The sequence below is a fragment of the Chitinophaga sp. CCNWYY40 genome (genome assembly GCF_037483205.1).
GTDB classification, from domain to species: domain Bacteria; phylum Bacteroidota; class Bacteroidia; order Chitinophagales; family Chitinophagaceae; genus Chitinophaga; species Chitinophaga ginsengisegetis.
The window spans coordinates 528,430-548,733 of the sequence record NZ_JBBHLF010000004.1 but is presented as its reverse complement, the minus strand read 5'-3'; the positions used below and the strand labels follow the sequence as shown (position 1 = coordinate 548,733).

Annotated in this window: 16 protein-coding genes; 12 read left to right on the top strand and 4 right to left on the bottom strand. The window is 45.7% G+C overall.

Annotated features, from left to right (window positions below; all coding sequences use genetic code 11):
* Positions 1-190: 190 nt before the first annotated feature.
* Together V7S65_RS16950 and V7S65_RS16945 are read right to left on the bottom strand one after the other, a co-directional pair.
* Entirely contained in the window at positions 191-604 is a 414-nt protein-coding gene (locus V7S65_RS16950; RefSeq protein ID WP_079469262.1) for an SRPBCC domain-containing protein, read from the bottom strand.
* A 488-nt stretch (positions 605-1,092) separates the two neighbouring features.
* Positions 1,093-1,938, bottom strand: a complete 846-nt coding sequence (locus V7S65_RS16945; protein WP_079469261.1) for a bifunctional transcriptional activator/DNA repair enzyme AdaA — start codon at positions 1,936-1,938, stop codon at positions 1,093-1,095.
* A gap of 522 nt (positions 1,939-2,460) precedes the next feature.
* On the opposite strand from V7S65_RS16945, the gene V7S65_RS16940 reads away from it, so the two are divergent.
* The 4 genes from V7S65_RS16940 (at position 2,461) to V7S65_RS16925 (ending at position 9,196) form a co-directional block, all read left to right on the top strand.
* Positions 2,461-5,604 carry a SusC/RagA family TonB-linked outer membrane protein gene (locus V7S65_RS16940; RefSeq protein WP_336387374.1) on the top strand — a complete coding sequence of 1,048 codons (3,144 nt, stop codon included), beginning with the start codon at positions 2,461-2,463 and terminating at the stop codon, positions 5,602-5,604.
* An 11-nt stretch (positions 5,605-5,615) separates the two neighbouring features.
* Positions 5,616-7,079, top strand: coding sequence for a RagB/SusD family nutrient uptake outer membrane protein (locus V7S65_RS16935; RefSeq protein WP_336387373.1), 1,464 nt, complete (start codon positions 5,616-5,618; stop codon positions 7,077-7,079).
* Between the two features lie 174 nt (positions 7,080-7,253).
* Positions 7,254-7,661, top strand: coding sequence for a c-type cytochrome (locus tag V7S65_RS16930; RefSeq protein WP_079469258.1), 408 nt, complete (start codon positions 7,254-7,256; stop codon positions 7,659-7,661).
* A 290-nt stretch (positions 7,662-7,951) separates the two neighbouring features.
* A complete protein-coding gene (locus V7S65_RS16925; protein ID WP_079469257.1) occupies positions 7,952-9,196 on the top strand; it encodes a DEAD/DEAH box helicase in 1,245 nt (414 codons plus the stop codon).
* A gap of 50 nt (positions 9,197-9,246) precedes the next feature.
* Here V7S65_RS16925 and V7S65_RS16920 read toward each other — a convergent pair whose 3' ends face one another.
* A complete protein-coding gene (locus V7S65_RS16920) occupies positions 9,247-10,581 on the bottom strand; it encodes a DUF2252 domain-containing protein (RefSeq protein WP_336387372.1) in 1,335 nt (444 codons plus the stop codon).
* A 287-nt stretch (positions 10,582-10,868) separates the two neighbouring features.
* Between V7S65_RS16920 and V7S65_RS16915 the strand changes: the two genes are divergently transcribed.
* Entirely contained in the window at positions 10,869-11,765 is an 897-nt protein-coding gene (locus V7S65_RS16915) for a DUF1266 domain-containing protein (protein WP_336387371.1), read from the top strand.
* Here the strand turns inward: V7S65_RS16915 and V7S65_RS16910 are convergent.
* Positions 11,762-12,658, bottom strand: coding sequence for a hypothetical protein (locus V7S65_RS16910; RefSeq protein WP_079469254.1), 897 nt, complete (start codon positions 12,656-12,658; stop codon positions 11,762-11,764). The genes V7S65_RS16915 and V7S65_RS16910 overlap by 4 nt on opposite strands.
* A 104-nt stretch (positions 12,659-12,762) precedes the next feature.
* Here V7S65_RS16910 and V7S65_RS16905 point away from each other — a divergent pair, with 104 nt between their 5' ends.
* From V7S65_RS16905 to V7S65_RS16875, 7 genes are all read left to right on the top strand, one after another.
* Positions 12,763-13,500 carry a glycine-rich domain-containing protein gene (locus V7S65_RS16905; protein ID WP_336387370.1) on the top strand — a complete coding sequence of 246 codons (738 nt, stop codon included), beginning with the start codon at positions 12,763-12,765 and terminating at the stop codon, positions 13,498-13,500.
* Positions 13,501-13,518: 18 nt separating this feature from the next.
* On the top strand, positions 13,519-13,884 hold the full coding sequence (locus V7S65_RS16900) for a hypothetical protein (protein WP_336387369.1): 366 nt from the start codon (positions 13,519-13,521) through the stop codon (positions 13,882-13,884).
* Positions 13,885-14,458: 574 nt separating this feature from the next.
* Positions 14,459-15,622 (top strand): sensor histidine kinase, encoded by a 1,164-nt coding sequence (locus V7S65_RS16895; protein ID WP_111576644.1) that lies wholly within the window; start codon positions 14,459-14,461, stop codon positions 15,620-15,622.
* Positions 15,623-15,629: 7 nt separating this feature from the next.
* A complete protein-coding gene (locus tag V7S65_RS16890; RefSeq protein ID WP_111576643.1) occupies positions 15,630-16,382 on the top strand; it encodes a LytR/AlgR family response regulator transcription factor in 753 nt (250 codons plus the stop codon).
* A 132-nt stretch (positions 16,383-16,514) separates the two neighbouring features.
* Entirely contained in the window at positions 16,515-16,694 is a 180-nt protein-coding gene (locus V7S65_RS16885) for a hypothetical protein (RefSeq protein WP_133256090.1), read from the top strand.
* A 53-nt stretch (positions 16,695-16,747) separates the two neighbouring features.
* Positions 16,748-17,122 (top strand): response regulator, encoded by a 375-nt coding sequence (locus V7S65_RS16880; RefSeq protein ID WP_079469250.1) that lies wholly within the window; start codon positions 16,748-16,750, stop codon positions 17,120-17,122.
* Positions 17,123-17,208: 86 nt separating this feature from the next.
* The gene (locus V7S65_RS16875; protein WP_336387368.1) at positions 17,209-20,304 is read left to right on the top strand and encodes a lantibiotic dehydratase; all 3,096 of its coding nucleotides are present in this window, start codon (positions 17,209-17,211) and stop codon (positions 20,302-20,304) included.

Genomic DNA, 20,304 nt, shown 5'->3' with positions numbered 1-20,304 from the left:
CGTTCCCGTAGGTACTTTGGTGTTTGGTATAGCAAAGTTAGGGGTAAGAATCGGAGCGCCGCCTTATAATACGCTTAAAAATGGTCCGGCAAAATTTGCCTGTAACCGGATAAGGGCTTTTTTAGGTTTGATGCTTACCAATAACTGTATATGCTGGTAGTATAACATAGATAAGCAGCTATATGTTCGATCAGATTGTTTCACTGATTTTATCCAGTACCTTTTTCCAGTAGTCGTTCATTTTAAGTCTTTCTTCGCCATCTTTCAGCCATTCGTGATGAAAGGCAATGACGGTCTTTTCTTTGGCGGGAATCACTCTTATCTGCAGGGTAGAGGTATTTGTACCGGGGGCCTGCTGCCATTTCATGCGGATCACTTTACCGGTGGTGACGGAAGCTACGTGGATAGTGATACCGGACCGGGTGGTATAGGAGTCGCCTTTCTCAAAGGGGATGTTTGCATTATTATCCAGCCATAATCCCAGTATGGGTTGTGTAAACAGCTTTTCCCAGGCTTCCATGGGAGCGATCGCAAAAGTGCGTCGGATGCCGGTTTCCCAGCCCTGCGAGGTAGTCAGTCCGACAGGTTTCTTTCCGGAGGTCATCGTTTTTTATGGAAAGGTAAGAAAACGCGTAGATATTGGCATATGTAAAGGGTTGATACTAAATGTCGATATAATTTTTAGTGCGGTCTGCAAACAAACAGGAAATTTATATATGAAAATGCAAAATTATTTTTTATTTTTAAGGTAACCTATTAAGCACTACTGAGCATCTGCGGGAGGTGTGTTTATAGTAAGCAACCAAAATCTGAAAAACAGGAGTATCACAAACGATAAACTAACTTGATTAACATCTAAACCAGACGCTGATCTTTCGTGAGAGAACTAATGCTCATGCCCTGCAGGCATGTTGATGACGTTTATACAATGGTGATATTTTGACTTTTCTGACAAACTTTTTTCCTCGTCTAACCGGCAGGCACTATTTAGTGCTGGTCCTTTTTTTCATAAGCAAAAACGGGGCTGTCCTACACAAGCGGGCAGCCCTTTGTTTTTTGTCTTTGCAGAATATTGATAAGATTACGGGATGATTATATTTCCCCTCCGGCGGTATGCCCTTTCTTTGCGGCTTCCCAGCCGATGATGGCACTTTTACGTGTACTGCCCCAGTGGTATTGCCCGGTGTCGCCGGTAGCTTTAATTACGCGGTGACAAGGGATCAGGAATGCCACAGGATTCTGCGCTACGGCTGAACCCACTGCACGGGAGGCATTCGGGTTTTGAAGGGTGGTAGCCAGCTGGGAGTAGGTGGTTAAATTACCCATCGGAATTTTCAGGAGCGCTTCCCATACTTTCAGTTGAAAGTCCGTTCCCCGCAAATGCAGTTTTATTTCCGACAGCCGGCTCCAGTCCTGCGTAAATATATACAGGGTGTTTTGCTGGATGAGATCCACCATCTGGGTAAACTGCGCATGGGGAAACTGTGCAGTCAACTCCTGCAGGGCGAGTTGCTGATCGTCTGCAAAGGCCATGTGGCAAATACCTTTTGAAGTGGATGCCACTATGATATCACCAAACGGACTTTCAGCAAAACTGTAATTGATGCGTAGTGCCTTGCCGCCGTTTTTATATTCTCCCGGTGTCATACTTTCGATATTGATAAACAGGTCGTGCAGGCGCCCGGTACCTGAAAGGCCCGCTTCAAAGGCGGCATCGAATACGGTCACCTTTTCTTCTCTCAGCATCGTTTTGGCATAATCCAGCGTAAGGTATTGCAGGAACTTTTTAGGCGTTACCCCTGCCCACTCAGCAAATACACGTTGAAAATGAAATGGGCTCATATGTACTGCCGCAGCAATTTCCTGTAAGTCGGGCTGCGTTTTGAAATGCTCTTTAATATAGTCTATTGCCGTGGCAACGGTATTGTAATGATTCATGGCTTCAATGTTTTTAAACAAAGGTAGCCTCGTGAATATCGGTAAAAAACCCGGTTATTGCGGATTAAATCCCACCGCCTGATATCCTTTGTTTTAGTATGGGTTATAAAAACAGATATTAGAAGAATAAAAAAATTCCTGTGAGAATTAAATATATAAGCTGCTGATACCTATGTAATAGAGCAGTAGAAAATCGTTTTTGGAGAGATGAATATTAAGTAATATTTATCGCTGCGATGAAAAGTTAAATTTCTTTTTTATTTTTAAGCAACCAGTAATATTTACCGGTGAACCTTATTATGTGTATTTGTATTGTAGCTGCAACCAAAATTCTGAATCTAAACCTTTAATTATTATAACTAAAACCTTAAAACTCTGTGCTGTAAAGCCTTTTAGCTAATGTAATCACCTGGTCTTTTTAACGCATGCTAATCCGGTTTCATGAACCGGAACAGGATGTCTATTGCCAAAATCTCGATACCACCATTGTAATTTTTTATCAACAATTAAATCTAAACTGACATGAGGAAACTTCTACTCGTGCTGGCAGGTATGCTATTGATAGCCACCTCGCTGCTGGCACAGCATCCCCGCACTGTGAAAGGAAAGATAACAGACGATACCGGTAATGGATTACCTGGTGTATCTGTAAGCTTACCCGGAGGCAGAACAGGCACTGTTACCGATGCAATGGGCGAGTTCTCGCTTTCCGTACCTGAAAATGTTAAATCACTGAAAGTATCTTTTGTAGGATACGAAACAAAAACGCTGCCTATTACAGGCAATTCTACAGGCAATGTAATCCTGTTGCCCGATTCAAAATCTATTTCCGAAGTGGTGGTAGTGGGTTATGGTACGCAACGTAAAAAAGATGTAACCGGCAGCATCGCCTCTGTGAAAGGCGGCGCCATCGCGGAATTGCCGGTACAAAGCTTTGAGGCTGGTTTAGGTGGCCGCGCGGCAGGTGTGCAGATCACTGTTCCTAACGGAATCGTGAACAACCCGCCGGTATTCCGTATCCGTGGTTCCAATTCTATTTCCATGAGCGCCTATCCGTTGATCGTTATTGATGGCGTACCCGCTTTTTCAGGAGATGTAGGCGCAGGTATTTCCAACTCCCCGCTGAATCCATTATCAAGTATCAATCCTGCTGATATCGCTTCTATAGATATCGCCAAAGATGCTGCTGCTACTGCTATTTACGGTAGCCGTGCCGCCAATGGTGTAGTGTTTGTAACAACCAAAAAAGGCAAAGCCGGCCGGCCGAAAGTAGCCTACGATGGTTGGGTAGGTACTACCAGACCTACACGCCTGCCTACTGTATTGAATACAGAACAGTTTCTTGAAATGAAAAATGAAGCGTTGAAAAACGCCGGTAATACAGATCGCTATGTAGCTAACCTCGATGCCAATGGTAAAGTAATTGATACCAAATGGATGGATGTGGTGTACCGCGACAAAACAATATCGCATAATCATAACGTAAATGTTTCCGGTGGTTCCGAAAGTACCAGCTATTACTTTTCTGCAGGGTATACCAAACAACAGGGTATTCTGAAAAAAAATGACTTCGCACGCAAGAGCCTTCTGTTCAGTATTGATCAGCAACTGGGAAAAGCCTTTTCCATCGGTGCGCGGATGTCTTACTCCAATGAGCAAAGCCTGATCTCCGGATCTTCCGGCTCACTGGAAGGCGAAGCCTTTAACTCCGGCGGTCTTGCCCGTCTCGCTTTCCTTACTTCTCCGTTAGTATCTCCCTATAACAATGATGGAAGTTATAATATCAGTGGTTCCGGTATGAGTGGCGGAAAAAATACGCTGCCCATTGGCATCTACAACCCGCAGGTACTGCTGGATATGGATCATTCCAATACAGAAGCCAGTCACATTCAGGGCAACGTTTACCTGCAGTTGAAACCTGCTGAGTGGATCACCTTAAAAACCCAGTATGGTGCGGATTACATCCTGATGAACAACGATATTTATCTCAATTACCTGTCGGGCGACGGAGTATCTTCTACCGGTGATGTTACCAGTATTTATACACAAAACAAACGTTGGGTATGGACCAATACCGTACAACTGGACCGTTCTTTCGGTAAGCACAACCTGAGCCTGCTGGCGGGTTTTGAACAACAGCGTGATGCACGCGAGCGTTATGGTTTGCGTCGCCAGAAACAGATGGATAACTATTTCAATAATAGTGAAGGAGGCTGGCTCACGGATTTGTCGCGTTATTTGCTGCGCAAAGAAAACTACCTGTTGTCTGCCTTCTCCCGTTTAAATTATAATTATAACGAGAAATATTATTTAAGCGCCAACGTAAGACAGGACCAATATTCCGCTTTCGGTCCCAACTTTAAAAAAGGTACTTTCTATGGTTTTTCTGCGGGATGGGAAATTACGAAAGAAGCATTCTGGACAAACGCCGGTCTTAATAATGTATTCAGCAGTTTCAAGATCAGGGCCAGTCATGGTAAAGTGGGTAACTTCGCGGGCCTGGGCGATTATGACGCCTTATCATTGTATAAGCCTGCTCCTTACGGTGGTAGTTCTTCTATCTATTTCAACCAGGCGGGTAACCCCGATCTGAACTGGGAAACCAGTAAAAAAACAGACGTAGGATTTACCTACGGCATACTGAATAACCGGATCAGTGGTGAGTTTTCTTATTACTATAATGATATTAACGGCTTAATCCTGTTTGTACCGCAGATGCCATCTGCCGGTATTCCTATCACCAGCACCACGGCTACTATTGCTACCATCCCCACCAACGTGGGCAGCATGTATAACAAAGGAATAGAGTTCAGTGTAAACGCGGTAGCTATTGATAAGCGTGATTTCTCCTGGAACATCGGTTTCAACATTGCACATAACAAAAATGAAGTGACATCACTGGCCGGTGATATCACTGCGATCCCTTTTGTTACCAGCAGCCTGGAACAAACCAGTATCAACAAAGTAGGCTATCCTACCAGCATGTTGTACGTAGTACGCACCGATGGTGTGGACCCGGCAACAGGCAGAAGGATTTTTATCAATGCCAACGGCGACAAGGTTTATTTTAACAATGCAGATGCCGTTAAGTATAAATATGAAGATGGCAAAGCTGCTCCTACCGTGGGTGTGAAAGATGCGGTGGCGTATAGAAATACCAATCCGAAAGTACTCGGCGGACTGGAGAATACGTTCCGCTACAAAGCCTTTGAGCTGAATGTACTGCTTACCTATCAAACAGGATTTTACGTGTACTATGGCAGTAATGCAGGATTAAGAGATCAGCGTTACTGGAACAACAGTACAGATGTGTTAAACAGATGGCAGAATCCAGGCGATCAGACTGATATGCCGCGTGTAGTATACGGGGATAACATTTCCAATGGTTCTTCTTTTGCAATTGCCGCGAATGTTTTTAAAGGCGACTTTGTAAAATTAAGCACCGCCGCACTCACTTACCGTCTTCCTGATAATATCGCAAACGCCATCCGGCTGCAGGGCGCCAAAGTTTATGTAAGAGGACAAAACCTCGCGCTGATTACAAAGTATCCTGGTCCGGATCCGGAAGTTTCTTCCAATGGTAATAATGCTTCCGGTCAGGGTGTTGACCGTAATACGCTTGGTAATGGAAGAACACTGACAGTGGGTCTTAATGTTAACTTTTAAATTGAAAGAAGATGAAAAAGTATGCTTTAAATATATTGGCTGTTACTGTGATGGGTTTAGGTGCTTGTCAGAAAGGATTACTGGAGCCGGTTCCCTCTACGGATATTCCTGATTTCAAGGCTTTTGAAACCAAAGAGCGGATTGCCAGCCAGGCGAATGGCTTGTATTCTGTAATGAAGCATGGCAAGTTCCTCGGCGGAAAATATGCCATTGCCAATGAAGTAAGGGGCGAAGACTTTGTGAATGAAAAGGCTAATAACGTAACATTGAATGCCAGCTGGAGAATGGTGCCTACGGGTGAAGCGCAGGAAGTGAAGGAGATCTGGTCGCAGGGTTACATCACCATTAACAACGTGAATGTTTTTCTTACGGGCATGAATGCTGTTGGCAACCAGGTGGTGGGTGACTCCATTGCGAAGCTGTATGCCGGCGAAGCGAAATTTGTACGGGGCGTGAGCTACTTTTCATTACTGCAGTTATATGCGCGTCCGCATTGGGATGGCGCCGGCAGCAAGCCCGGTTTAATTATTCACACCGAAGGACATGCTAAAATTGGTAGTTATGCCCGTGCGCGTAGTACGGTGAATGAAACATATGCGCAGATTATCCGCGACCTGGATTCTGCTGAAACGTTGTTAACAAAACCGGCTGCAGGCGCCCTGACGTCTATTACGCGCGCCAACGCCTATAGCGCTATTGCTTACAAAACCCGTGTGTACCTGTATATGGAGCAATATGATAAAGTAATAGCAGAAGCGGCAAAACTGGTGTCTGCCAGCGCGCCGTTTGTATCACCTGCCGGGCATGCATTGGAAGCGGATGTACAAAAGGTATTTGCGCCGCCGTATTCTACAAAGGAATCTATATTCTCCCTGCCATTTACCGGTTCTACAGACGATTTTCCGGGCACGCAAACACAGCTTGGATATTATTTTACGCCTGCTGCAAAGCCATTTACCGGTAATGGTGAGTACTCCATGCATCCTAATGGCGTGATCGCCGATTCTTCCTGGAAGTCTGACACTGATACACGCAGGAAATTTATTGTACAATCTCTCGGGAAAAAATACTGGACCAAATTCCCTACTCCAAGTCCGTTCACCGATTATATTCCTGTGATCAGGTATGCAGAAGTATTACTGAACCTGGCGGAAGCGCGGGCGCGGCAAACCAATTCAGTAGATCCGACTGCGGTAGCGTTGTTGTCTGCGGTAAGACACCGTTCCGATGCTACCATCACTTATACCGTAGCTGATTTTGCCAATGTAACAGCCTTGCTGGCGGCTATTGCCCAGGAGAAACATATTGAATTGCTGGGAGAAGGTTTCAGAAGTATGGAGATTACCCGTCTTGGTATTCCGTTCCCTGCCAAAAGCAGTACGGTGCCTGTTATTGCGCCAACGGTTCCTCAGTATATCTGGCCGATTTCTTCTGATGAACTGATCTATAATAAGCTTTGTGTTGACAATAACTAAGTCCTCATAACTAGAAAAAAGCCCCCGCATCCGTCTGGATGCGGGGTTCTTTTTGGGCTGATCGTTGGGTTGAAAGAAAGAAAAAGCGGATGTATACACCTACAACCTATTATTCTTTTTTGTAGATTCCTTCCCTGAAGGAAGCATTTACAGACTTATTTAAACCCAAGATCAATGAAAATCAGGAAAAGCTTTGTAGTGGTGGCGGCATTTATGGCTGTCGGTACCCTATGTTCACTCGCATTGCCACAGGAGCCGGAGAAGGCTACCAATCTGAAAGTATTGCCAAAAGATATCAGTCATGATGACCTGATCAAGGTAATGCGCGGTTTTAATGCTGCGTTGGGCGTAAAATGCAATTTCTGTCATGAGCCGCGGAAAGATGATGCAAAGAAACTGGACTTCGCCAGCGACGCTAATCCGCATAAAGGCACTGCCAGGGATATGATGAAGATGACCAAACGCATCAATAAGAAATTCTTTAAAGGCAGTGAAGTAATGGCGGTTTCCTGTTATACCTGTCATCATGGGGATGAAGAGCCAAAAACCAAACCTGATGCTGCACCGGAAGCGGCAAAGTAAGTTTTTAGAAGCCGCTGTGAAAGCGGCTTCTTTTATTTTGGGCCTGATAACGGCAATTTTAGACGTTTTCAACACGTAAAACACCCCTTTCATATGGCTTTTTTTTAATTTATCAGCATCTTGACCAGAAAAACAGTATCTTTGCTTCCGTCTGTTGAGTTAAAAGCATAAAGCACAGAAATATCTATTCTCTCCAGTCCGGAAATCTTTTCTTTACTGCTCTCCTCAATTGTGATAACGCTAAAGATGAAGAAGCGTTATTTTATATTTATTACATCAGATATATCAACATGTTATTTGAGCAATTAGGGCTTATTGAGCCCATTTTAAAAGCAGTTAAAACCGAAGGTTACACTACACCTACTCCTATACAATTACAATCTATTCCTATTGTATTGGAAGGTAAAGACCTCCTCGGCTGCGCGCAAACAGGCACCGGTAAGACGGCTGCGTTTGCTATCCCCATCTTACAGTTATTACATAACAGTACGCCGGAAAAACAAGGCTTTAAACATATCCGCACACTGATCCTCACGCCCACCAGGGAACTGGCGGTGCAGATCGATGAAAGTTTTGCCGCCTATGGCAAACACACCGGTCTGAAACACGATGTGATCTTTGGTGGTGTTCCGCAACACAGGCAAACTATTGCCCTGCGCAACGGAACAGATATATTGATTGCCACACCGGGTCGTTTACTCGACCTGATGAATCAGGGTTACATTTACCTGAACCACCTCGAAATATTTGTGCTGGATGAAGCCGACCGCATGCTGGACATGGGCTTTATCAACGATATCAAAAAGGTGATCAGGGAACTGCCACAGCAACGCCAAACGCTTTTCTTTTCGGCTACCATGCCGCCAAGCATCGCGCAACTGGCTAACTCTTTACTTTACAAACCGGAAAAGGTTACCATTACACCGGTATCTTCCACCGCGGAAAGGATTGAACAATCCGTTTACTTTGTAAAGAAGAAAGATAAACAGTCACTGCTGGAAACTATCCTGAAAGACCATCGTATTGAACGTACCATCGTGTTTACCCAAACCAAGCATGGTGCCGACAGGATCGCAAAGAACCTGAAGAAACGTAATATCGATGCCGATGCCCTGCATGGGGATAAGTCACAGGCTTCCCGTCAGAATACCCTGAACAACTTTAAAAATGGCCGCCTGCGTGTGCTGGTTGCTACAGACATTGCTGCAAGAGGTATCGATGTGGATTCACTGGAACACGTCATCAACTACGATCTGCCAAATGTTTCTGAAACATACGTACATCGTATAGGCAGAACCGGTAGAGCAGGTGCTGCAGGTTATGCCCTCTCTTTCTGTGATACAGAAGAAAGACCATTCCTCCACAGCATCAATAAACTGATCCGTCAAACCATTCCTTCCGTGTCTCATCCGTTTGAAGAAGCGGCACTGATGGAAGCCAACAGCGCCAACCCGGATATGCCGAAGGCACTTCCAAGAAGACCCAAACCACACAACAGGAGAGGGAAACTGGATAAACGCGACAGAACTTTTTAGTGTTAGAAATTAGTCATAGTGATTGGGATGTTGTACTGCAACATCCCTTTTTATTTTACAGACACCGGTAGCTTCCCGCCCTTTACCGCTTTCAGGAAGTCCGCGTAGTCTTTCTCTGTCTGATCTGCATAGGCTACTGCAAACTTACCGATGGCTTCATCCATCACCTCCGATTTACCCAGGTAGTTGCTGATCACGGCGCCCTGCCCGGTTTTGGCATGCGCCCTTGCCAGTACTTTTCCACACAAACCTGCATAAGCCGCCAGTATCTCCTTATCAAAATGTTCTACATCCGGCGCAATCTTCCGGTCTCTCAGCTGCCGCAGGTAATAATGCCTGTTTTCCCCGTCGGTGCTCCAGCCGAGGAAAATATCGCTGGCAGCCTGCACCAGCCGCTGCCCCTGTACAATCCTTTCGCCGTTATGCGGGTATTTGCTTTTACTGGTATAGGCTTCCAGCACACTGGCTCTGGCTTCTTTTACCTGCAGAAAAAGAGGATCGTCTTTTGCATTCATGAGCAACGCTACGAGACAACGGGTGCCCACACTGCCTACGCCCACTACTTTCAGGGCAATATCTACGATGTTGTATTGACTGAAAAGATATCGCCGGTCATCCTGCAAAGTACTCTTGTAATGGTCCAGGAACGACTGTACCTTTTTTTTCTGCTGCACTAGGTCGATCGGGTGATAGATCAGCGGGTGCTGATCCGCAATTTCAAAACTTCCCAGCATGCTCTGGGTGATTTGATAAAACACTTTGGTATGTGAACTTTTTTCCGCTCTGTCCATTGCTTCTTTCAGCAGGGTTTTTACTTTTTCGCTACGGGTGCGGTTTAGCAGGTCATGCATTTCAAACTTCATATACCAGAGATCCAGTGCATTCATCCGGGCGTATTCCGCCATACCGGTACGATAAGCCATCGCCATATCAACGGCCATCTGCTGCGCATCTGTCTCCCGCATATTGTTATGCCGTGCTGCCAGTACAAAGCTGGTGGCCAGCCGTTTTACATCCCACTCCCACGGTGCGGGCAGTGTTTCATCAAAATCGTTGGCATCGAAGATCAGGTTACGTTCCGGTGTGGCAAACCCGCCAAAGTTCATCAGGTGGCAGTCGCCCATTGCCTGTACCTGCAAGCGGGTATGCGGTAATGAGGAGAGATCCCGTGCCATAATATCGCCAGTGCCCCTGTAAAAAGCGAAGGGCGATGTACTCATCCTGCTCATCCGGATGGGGATCAGGTCTTTTACCCGGTCGTAGTTGGAAGCTTTAATGGCTTCCAGGATAGTGGGACGTTGGGCGGGCAGCCGGAAGATGCCCTGCGAAGTGCGGGGCACCGTATCCCTGATTTTTTTGCCGGGATTGTCTGTAGAAGTAGTCATAATCAAAGCACTTACTATCAAAACACAGGAAAGGCATTGGTTGTTGCAATTAACCGCCGGCCGGACATTGAAGGGGCTACCGGTAACGGATAAACGGTATTTAACCCGGCGCCGGGGCCGGAGACAATCCGCTTTCGGGTAGCTGCCCGTGAAGCTATTATTGATATTGCGTGCAGTCGTATCAGAACATTATCTATCTTTACAATACCTAAAGAAAAACTTTAACCTGGTTTTATCCGTAAATACCAGGAATTAGCTCATTTTAACCGAACCCTTAACCAATCCTGATGGATCAGCAGCACTATATGGAGCAGCAACTGCGCAATATGGGACTCAGCGAAGAAGAAATTGCCTTGTATAAGCAGCAGTTACAGCCCCCTGCCACTTCGGCAAACGATTGGCCAGCCCTGTTTAAGGATGTGAAACAGTTTAACCACTTATTTTCAGGAGATGATGCGGATGTAACGGACGGGGATGAACATCCGCCGGCCTTATCTCTGAATCCGAACAGCCGGCTGGATATCCGGCAGCAATGGGCAGTAGCCTGCGGGGCTGATATTGCTTTTGTAAACCGCCTGTACCTGAATGATCTCACTACCGGTGCAGATGGGCTGACATGCCGCGAACAGCTGTCGGAATGGTGGGATATCAACAATACCGCAGCGTTGCGGGAAACGCTGGCCTGGCTGCAGGAGAGCGGTCACCGGATAGAATATGATATTATCTGGCAAGCGATCAATGCTGTTTCTATGAAAGAAAGCAAAGCCTTTCTGAAGGAACATATCGCCACCAATGAGCTGGAAGAGGCGGTAGTGATGGAACGCTTACGCAATACCCGCGAAGCCCTGGAGCTGTTCAGGCAACGGGAACTCATAAACGAAAACCTGCAACCGGATATGCTGATCTGGGACTTTGGCCGTATTATTAACCTGAGCCGCTCTGGCTATGATGCCGGTTATATCAGTTATGACGAGGCGCAGGAATACATCCAGGCCTGTGTTCCGCTGATTAAAAGAACTTACACTTCCTGGAAACATCTTTCCGTTTCCTACCAGTTTGCCCGTTGTGTGTGGAACGGGGTAGAAATGGGTAGTTTCGAAATCCTGCGCAATAATATGGAACACCTGCTGGCCGCGCCGGAAAGCCCGTGGGTACGGTTACCTTTTAACAGCCGCTTGTTTTAGTGTTGCATGATCCTGTTCTGCTCACTGTCTTTCAGGTGTACCAGGATATGCTTTGGCAGCAGTGGGCTGTCGAAAGCCAGGTCTATGGATGTTTTGTCGAAGTCCTTTACTTTTGCCACCCGGTGAAATATTTCATACAGCGCGATGGGTTCTTCATTAAAGCTCACACAGGTGCTTACAAAGTTTAACTCATTGATGGCATACCCGGATCTCTTTATATTATCTTCCATATCTTTCAGCCGGCCTATGAAATGACGTTGACGGATAAACGTAGTACTGTTCATGATGATAAAAATGTAATTGGCATAAGAGGTTATCTTACCATAATACATATGGTTATCCCTTCCCGTGCGCTCCACAAGGTATTCATCGCCCGACTTATATATCTCCAGGGAAGATCTCCAGATACGTTCAGCCGCTTTCTTACCCGACTTAAACGGAAGGTTACGGTTATAGCAATACCAGTATCCCACCAGGTGATCCAGTAATTTATGATTGACTGCCGACAGGGGAATACCGATTTTAAGTTCATGAAAGGGATATACCTCTGACGAGTTATTGATGAAATCAATGTAACTGCTGAAGCCAAGTGCCACTGCTATTACATTCAGTTTGGAGAAATTCGGGCTGCTCAATGCTGCAATGGCAGTATTGTTTTTAGCGGCTTTCAGTTTCCGGATCACGAGGTGTTCATAGAAATAATTGTCGCCGAACAGGGAAGGAGGTGCGGCTAATTTCCTGAAGCGCTGCTGTTTGCCGATGATCGTGTTGAACTCATCTACAACATGGCTCCATTCTGTTTTTGAAACATCTTCCCAGCTTACCTTTTTCAGGTATTGATAAGCAATGTAATTCATCAGCCGTTCCAGGTTAAGCAATTCTTCCTTACTCATAATAATACGATTATAATACGGAAATAAGTCTGTCTAAGATACGCACAAGACTTTAGTATTCTGAAATAATTTCATCTTGGTAATAACAAATAAAAAATGAAATTATGATGATGAAAAACAACCAATTCGTAGCCTTATCACCGGGTACATTGCTATGGGAGCAGATCAGCAACTTCCGTTTGGATGAGCCGGATGTAAAGTTCCCGTTTTCGAAGAAGCTGGCCCGGGAACAGCGCTGGAGTGAAGATTTTACGCGGAAAGCCATACAGGAGTATAAGCGCTTTATTTATCTCTGCTGTATTTCTCCAACGGGCGCTTCCCCTTCTGAAATTGTAGATAAGGTCTGGCACCAGCATTTACTTTACACCCAGAATTACTGGGAAGTATTTTGTGAGAAAACGCTGGGTAAAAAGATCCACCATTATCCTTCCGGCGGTGGACGGGCAGAACAACAAAAGCACGCGGCCTGGCAGGAGGACACGCTGCAGTTATACCGGCGATGTTTTGGAGAAGATCCGCCTGAAGCTATCTGGTTAAATAAATCCCCCTCCCTTTCCTTGTCCCTGATAAAGCGCTTTACCTTGTTTCCCCGGCGCTGGCTAACACCCCTTCTCTTCTTATCCTTCTTCTTCTTTGCAGGTTGTACGGCCGACAGTGCGCCTTTCTTTGGATATACAATGGTGCTGTTGTTTCTGGGACTTCTTATTGCAAAAAGCAATAAGAAAAAGACGAAAGCTGACAGCGAGGATGATTCCGGCGGAAGTAATTGCAGTAGCGGCAGCAGCTGCGGAAGTAGCTGTGGCAGCAGTTGTGGAGGTGGGTGCGGCGGGTGCGGGTCCTGATCTTTAAAAAATGATACGATGAAAAAAGAAATAACTCCACGACCCCTTTTTCTTTCTCTCCTTGCCATCGGCGCGTTCTTTTTGCCCTTCCTCTATGTTCACTGTGTTTCATCACAGTGGAACCCCTTTGTCATCAATGGGAAGAAATTCCTGGTGTTCTATGGCGGGTGTATTATCATTGGTTACCTCGCTGTATTATTCCGGCAATATGCCGGTTTTTTCCCTTTTATGAGAGGATTGGTGATAGTGCTACTAGGCGCCGGCGTAGCCCGGATGTGCCAGGGACTTTATCACGGGAAGCCGGTAGGCTACCTGCTTCTGTTATTGATGAGTTTGTTGGTATTGTGGCAGTGGGTGCAGTATTTATATAATAAAAAGAGATAGACGGTTGTCTATCTCCTTTAGAGCTGTAAGGGGGAAATTCATAGTGTTTCCATAGAATAGAATAGTATTAGCAGGTAGATGTTCATACCCTCAGCTATAATCTTTTTTTGGAGTTCACGCAGGACAAAATTCGCTAGGTTTTCTGACCAGATTGGTGTAATATTATTAATAAGTTAAATGTCAATCTTTTAAGTGACAATGGTAACAACAATGGATGAAAGTATCTTTTGTGCAGGTTAATGCACGCTTCATCCTTGTTTTTGTAGAATTTGTAACGGCAAAGAGCTTAAGCCAGCGAACATATTCAGGCTTGCATCTCAAAAGTCAGCATTAAATAGCAAGCGATTAAACTTATTAGATGAATTGACTCATAAACGCGATGAAAATGCGGTTGTATCCAACATTGTGTACTTTGGGTGCTGGCAGAAGACATTCATAATGTGTAAGTTATAGACTGAAAAGGGTATTTGTATAATATTAAAAATTTATATGATAAAAGAAAATTCAGATTGGTAAAGTATTTTTATCTTACTTGCTTCCTGCTTAGTGTAAATTTTTTATATTCAGGGATACGATGCTAGCTTTTTTCAGAAGAAAAACCAATGGAGAGCCGCCTGATATCAGCCGGAAACTCATGGAATGGTTTTCATTTTTTTTATCTGATAAGTATTATGGAACGAGAGTCAGGATATGGGCGCATGTGCTCATGTGGGGATGCATGGCAATGTTCTATGCTTTATTATTGAGTGGTACTTTTACTGTTTCCGCCAGCGCCAGTCTTGTATTTGTTATCCGGAATGTGCTGGGCGCCATGTTCTTTTTTTATTTCGTTTTTTATTTTACAATACCGAAGGTTTTACTGAAGGGATACTTTTTTCTTACGATTGTATGTTTAATAATACCTTTCCTGTTCTGGTCTGTTATTAATTACCTATGCTCGTTGTATGTACTTATATTTCTGGAGATTACGGATGTTCCGGTGAGGGAATTCCTGGAGCGGGTGGTTAACAGCGGATGGAGGGATACTTTTTCACCTAATCATTTGCTGAAGATTTTCTTTCCGGTGTTGATGACTGTAGCGCCGCCCATGTCATTGAAACTGATCCTGGACATTATCCGCGCTTCCACCCGTACATTGAGGCTGGAGCGGGATAACCTGAACCTGGAGGTTGATTTTCTCCGCTCCCAGCTGAACCCGCATTTCCTGTTTAATACACTGAATAATATCTATTCATTGTCTATCAGGAATGACGCGCTGGCATCGGACCTGATCATGCACCTGTCGGAAATGATGCGGTATACGCTCTATGACTCAAATACAGAAATGGTGCCGCTGGGTCTGGAAGCGGAGTTCCTGAAAAATTATGTAGAACTGGAAAGTGTGCGTTATGGAAAAAATGCCAGTATACATTTCGATTGCGATACAGAGAAGATGGAGGGCTACCAGATAGCGCCATTGCTGATGTTTCCTTTTGTAGAAAATGCTTTTAAATATTCACATAGTACTACAGCAGATAAATGCTGGATTCACGCATCAATGGATGTATCGGATAACCGGCTGAGATTTGAAATTTCGAATAGCAAAGGAGAGCTGCCGGAAGGCAAAAAGATATCCGGGGGGATCGGATTAAGCAACACCCGTAAAAGGCTTATTCTATTATATCCTGATCAACACATTTTATTTATTGAAAATAATCCCGAATATTACAAAGTTGTCTTGACACTAACGTTGAACTAGAAAAAATATGGATCAAGTAATTACCTGCCTTGTAGTGGACGATGAGCCGTTTGCGAGGGATCTGATGGAAAATTACATTGGAAGGGTGCCTTATCTGCAACCTGTAGCCTTTTGCGAAAATGCCTTTGATGCAATCAATGAATTGCAACGGCAGCCTGTGGACCTGCTGTTTTCCGATATCCAGATGCCCAATATTAATGGCATCGAAATGATCCGTTCTCTGAGCAATCCGCCTGTTGTTATTTTTACCACTGCCTCCAGGGACCATGCCATTGCTGGTTTTGAGCTGGATGCCGTGGATTACCTGGTGAAGCCTATATCGTTCGACAGATTCCTTAAAGCCGTAAACAAAGCGCGGGCACATATCAGTCAGCGCTGGCAGCCCGCAGCCGCAGAAACCGCCAGACCCAAAGTGCAGAATACCAATCACCTGTTTGTAAAAGATAATAACAAGCTGACAAAAATCCTCTTCGACGACATTTATTACGTGGAAGGGATGAAAGACTATATCAAGATTGCATGCAGGGAAAAAAATATCATTACCTATATGCGCATGAAAGCAATAGAAGATATTTTGCCGCCTGATCAGTTCATGCGTATCCATAAATCGTATATTGTAAGATTGCAGGCTATTAAATCTATCATGGGTAATACCGTGGAAGTCGTTAACGGCCAGTCTGTGATTATTTCCAAAGCCTCCCGGCAAGACCTCAAGCGACTGCTTGGCATTGCCAACTATAATGAGGAGGACGAAGAGTAATTACCGGGATCCATAACAAGGGCTGTTGGTCGAAGAAAAAAGCAATTATGTCTAATAAAATATGATATTTAAGATCATTGGGCGAGATTCGGTCGTTGATTTGTCTATCAGGTCACTTTAAATGCATATTTTATGTCGGAAACTAAATTGTCTGTGAATCGCCGCCCTATGTTAATTTTAGAAAAAGAAATTGTTTCAAAAGCTGATATAAGTACAATAGAAAACATAAGGGCATCCAGTTATGATGGAGCAGCAACAATACCTTCAAGTATTCCCACTACTCCTACTACTTTGACAGGTTTATTTCGCTAGGTCTTTAACAAATTTGATTATTATTCCTAATTGATTAACCCCTTTGGTAAGAAATGCAATACAGATGTGCCATAGTAGATGACGAGCCTCTGGCATTAGATATACTGGAAAGCTATATCCAAAGAACATCCTATCTGAAACTTGTAAAAAAAGCATCAGAGCTGGACACCGTGGAAAGCCTGATTGCTGAGAGAAAAGTGGACGTCGTTTTTTTGGATGTTAACCTAAGAGGCAATACAAGAGATATTATAGCGAAGTTTCTTAAAAAGGACTGCGTTTTTATTCTTGTTACTGCTTATTCCAGTCGCGAGGTCCAACATCTTTGCCAGGAAGAACGGCAGGGTTACCTGGGTAAACCTGCCAGTTATAAGAAATTTGTAGATGAAATGGAACGGGTTATTCCAGGTGTCAAAATAGCCGTCACCTGAGATCCTGAAAAAACATTTTTATCTTTATCAAGCATACAGAGCCGGAAGGCGTAGCTTTCCTACTAAAGTAAGTATGCCAGCTATCTATGTCCGTGCTGCGCACCTGCGATTTCTTTTTACTGAGAATGCCACTATTGTCATATGAGGAAGTGTTACAATTGCATTGTAACACCCGCAGTGATCAGCCTTCCTTTGTATCAGCCCTCCGGGAAATATATACCCATCCGTTATTACAGGAGGCCGTTTTCCTGGCCAGCCCCGCGCTTCATGCAGAAATGATGAAGTGGCTGCCATCCCCCGATACTTCCCTGAAACTGCCGTTGGCGCTTTACCGTTACCTCCTGAGAATGAGCACCCGCTGCACACCATACGGCTTATTTGCCGGTTGCAGTACCGGCTACATTCATACAGGCCCTACCCGGTTACCAGCCCCTGCCATACATCAGCACCAACCCGTAGCCCGGCTGGACATGGGGTACTTGTCTGAACTGATAAGCGAACTGGCACAATGGCCCGAAATAAGCAGGCAACTGCTTTATTTTCCCAATAGCAGTTTATATCATTCCGGTAACGCCTCCCGCTATTTTGAATACCAGCTGCGCGATAAAAAACGGCATTACTTCCTCAGCGCCTTCCCGCAGAATGAATATATGGAAGCCCTGCTCGCTGCTGCCGGTAAAGGCGCCAGCATCGCCCGGCTCACCGGCGTACTCACCAACCTGGACATACCGGCGGAGGAAGCCCGCACTTTTATTGAAACACTGATCCGGAGCCAGATCCTCGTAGTAGGATTATCTCCCGAAATTACCGGGAGTAATAACCTGGATGCCCTGATCCGTGAACTGCTGGCATTACATCCTGCGCCGGCCTGTGTTCCTGCTTTGCAACAGGTGCAGCAGCTTTTGGAGCACCCGGCTAAAGGAGTAAACCGCTACCAGGAAGTTAAGGATATCCTGGCATCGCATTTCCCGGCTATTAATGCCAAAGAGCCGGTACAGGTGGATCTTTTTTTTGAGTCTGGCCCCCGCCTGTCTGCATCCGTTGCCAATACCCTGTTACAGCGACTGGAACGCCTGCTGGTATTCAGCACTTCCGGCGATGGTGGGGACCTGCAGCGTTTTAAAGAACAGTTCCTTCAAAAATATGATCAGCGCGAAATACCACTGATGATGGCGCTGGACAGCGAATCGGGGATAGGCTACGGCGTGGTATCCGGTGAAGATGCAAGCTATACGCCGCTGATAGATGACCTCGTGATGCCGGCCGGCAAAAAGAACGGTACCATTCACTGGAACGCCCAAACGAAGTTTGTACTGAAGCACTTGCTCGCTTCAAAAGCAGCAGGCACAACTGTCATTTCCCTGGCAGATGCCGACCTGGATGAGCTGGCCACCGGCATGGATAATCCTGAAATGCCTCCGGCGCTTTGTCTCATGGGCTCGCTGATGGCCACTTCAACCGCTGCAATGGATAATGGCGACTTTAAGTTTTTGCTGAAAACATGCCACGGCCCCAATGCCCTCGCCCTGCTGGGCCGCTTTGCCGCCGGGAACAGGGAACTGGAAAACCTCTTACGCGATTTTACAAAGCAGGAACAGTTACTGGAGAAAGATAAAATACTGGCAGAAATTATTCATTTGCCGGAAGGCCGCACTGGGAATGTATTACTACGGCCATCCCTATACGATTATGAAATACCGTTCCTGGGAAAAAGCAGCCTGCCGGAAGCATTCCAGTTACCGGTGAGCGACCTGCTGGTGAGTGTGCGTAACAACAGGGTAGTGTTGCGTTCGCAACGATGGGGAAAAGAAGTACTGCCCCGGCTGACCAGCGCCCATAACTTCAGCCGTGGCTTATCGACCTATAAATTCCTGTGCGACCTGCAACAGCAGCACGCACTGTCTGTAGAATGGAACTGGGGGATTTTACAGGAAGAACCGTTTCTGCCCAGGGTAGTATACCACGAGGTGATCCTGGCACGGGCCCGGTGGTACCTGACCAGCGCGGTTTTTGCCTCACTCATGGAAACCCATTCTGCGGATGAGGCATTGCTGCTGTTAAAAGAGCAACGTCAGCTGCCGGGGCATGTGGTGTTATCGGAAGGGGATAACGACCTGTTAATAGATTTCTCCAGTGCCTTTGGCCGTATGCTGTTGATGGATAAACTGAAGAAAGGAAATGTAGTATTACAGGAGTGTTTGTTTAATGAAACCACCCGCTTATCGGCAAACGAACAGGGCGCTTTCTGCAATGAAATTATTATACCACTGCGTAATACAGCATGGCAGCCATCCCCTGCATTGCCTGCTACGCAGGTGCCGGCCGGTTTGCAACGCAGCTTTGCCCCCGGCAGCGAATGGATGTATATAAAAATATACTGTGGTCCCAAATGGATGGATAAGCTGTTGCTGAAGGTATTGCTGCCCCTCACCGTGAGATTGCAGTCGTCGCAGGTAACAGACCGCTGGTTCTTCACCCGGTACCAGGATCCGGATCATCATATCCGCATCCGCTTTCACCTGCCTCAATACCGGGAGCACAGCGCCGCCGTAATACAGGAGATAGATGCATTGCTGCTTCCTTATCTTAACAGTGATATTGTACAGAAGATACAGCTGGATACTTATGTGCGGGAGCTGGAGCGGTACGGGCCGGCGCTGATGGAACAAAGCGAGGCTTTCTTTTTTCACGACAGTGAAGCAGTGTTGAGGCTGTTACTTACCATAAGCGGCGCAGAAAACGAGGAACGCTGGCTGCTGGCGCTAAAAGGAGCAGATGAATTATTAAACGGTTTCGGCTATACGCCGCTGATGAAATTGAAATTGTTGCAGCAATTGCAACAACAGTACTTTGCGGAGCATCATGGAAATGCCTCCCTGCTGCGGCAATTGAATAATAAATACCGGGAGCACCACAGGCAGGTTACGGATGTACTGTCTGATAACGTGAACGATTATACGTTACCGGATGGCGCGCGCGAAATACTTGCAGCGCGGGCGGCTGCGTGGAAGGATATCATCCTGGAACTCCGGACCAAACAACCGGCAGCCGTAACAGAATTGCCACCGCATTACCTGCACATGTTCCTGAACCGGATGTTTACGGCCAACGCCCGTTTGCATGAGCTGGTGATTTATCATTACCTGGTGAAGTATTACACTTCCCTGGTAGCCCGGAGCTGA

Bases quoted from the DNA above. Each gene is read 5' to 3' on its own strand.
- V7S65_RS16890 (WP_111576643.1), top strand. From the start codon at position 15,630: ATGGATCAAGTAATTACCTGCCTTGTAGTGGACGATGAGCCGTTTGCG.
- V7S65_RS16900 (WP_336387369.1), top strand. From the start codon at position 13,519: ATGAAAAAAGAAATAACTCCACGACCCCTTTTTCTTTCTCTCCTTGCC.
- V7S65_RS16945 (WP_079469261.1), bottom strand. From the start codon at position 1,938: ATGAATCATTACAATACCGTTGCCACGGCAATAGACTATATTAAAGAG.
- V7S65_RS16885 (WP_133256090.1), top strand. From the start codon at position 16,515: ATGTCGGAAACTAAATTGTCTGTGAATCGCCGCCCTATGTTAATTTTA.
- V7S65_RS16925 (WP_079469257.1), top strand. From the start codon at position 7,952: ATGTTATTTGAGCAATTAGGGCTTATTGAGCCCATTTTAAAAGCAGTT.
- V7S65_RS16935 (WP_336387373.1), top strand. From the start codon at position 5,616: ATGAAAAAGTATGCTTTAAATATATTGGCTGTTACTGTGATGGGTTTA.
- V7S65_RS16940 (WP_336387374.1), top strand. From the start codon at position 2,461: ATGAGGAAACTTCTACTCGTGCTGGCAGGTATGCTATTGATAGCCACC.
- V7S65_RS16875 (WP_336387368.1), top strand. From the start codon at position 17,209: ATGTCCGTGCTGCGCACCTGCGATTTCTTTTTACTGAGAATGCCACTA.
- V7S65_RS16920 (WP_336387372.1), bottom strand. From the start codon at position 10,581: ATGACTACTTCTACAGACAATCCCGGCAAAAAAATCAGGGATACGGTG.
- V7S65_RS16895 (WP_111576644.1), top strand. From the start codon at position 14,459: ATGCTAGCTTTTTTCAGAAGAAAAACCAATGGAGAGCCGCCTGATATC.
- V7S65_RS16950 (WP_079469262.1), bottom strand. From the start codon at position 604: ATGACCTCCGGAAAGAAACCTGTCGGACTGACTACCTCGCAGGGCTGG.
- V7S65_RS16910 (WP_079469254.1), bottom strand. From the start codon at position 12,658: ATGAGTAAGGAAGAATTGCTTAACCTGGAACGGCTGATGAATTACATT.
- V7S65_RS16880 (WP_079469250.1), top strand. From the start codon at position 16,748: ATGCAATACAGATGTGCCATAGTAGATGACGAGCCTCTGGCATTAGAT.
- V7S65_RS16915 (WP_336387371.1), top strand. From the start codon at position 10,869: ATGGATCAGCAGCACTATATGGAGCAGCAACTGCGCAATATGGGACTC.
- V7S65_RS16930 (WP_079469258.1), top strand. From the start codon at position 7,254: ATGAAAATCAGGAAAAGCTTTGTAGTGGTGGCGGCATTTATGGCTGTC.
- V7S65_RS16905 (WP_336387370.1), top strand. From the start codon at position 12,763: ATGATGATGAAAAACAACCAATTCGTAGCCTTATCACCGGGTACATTG.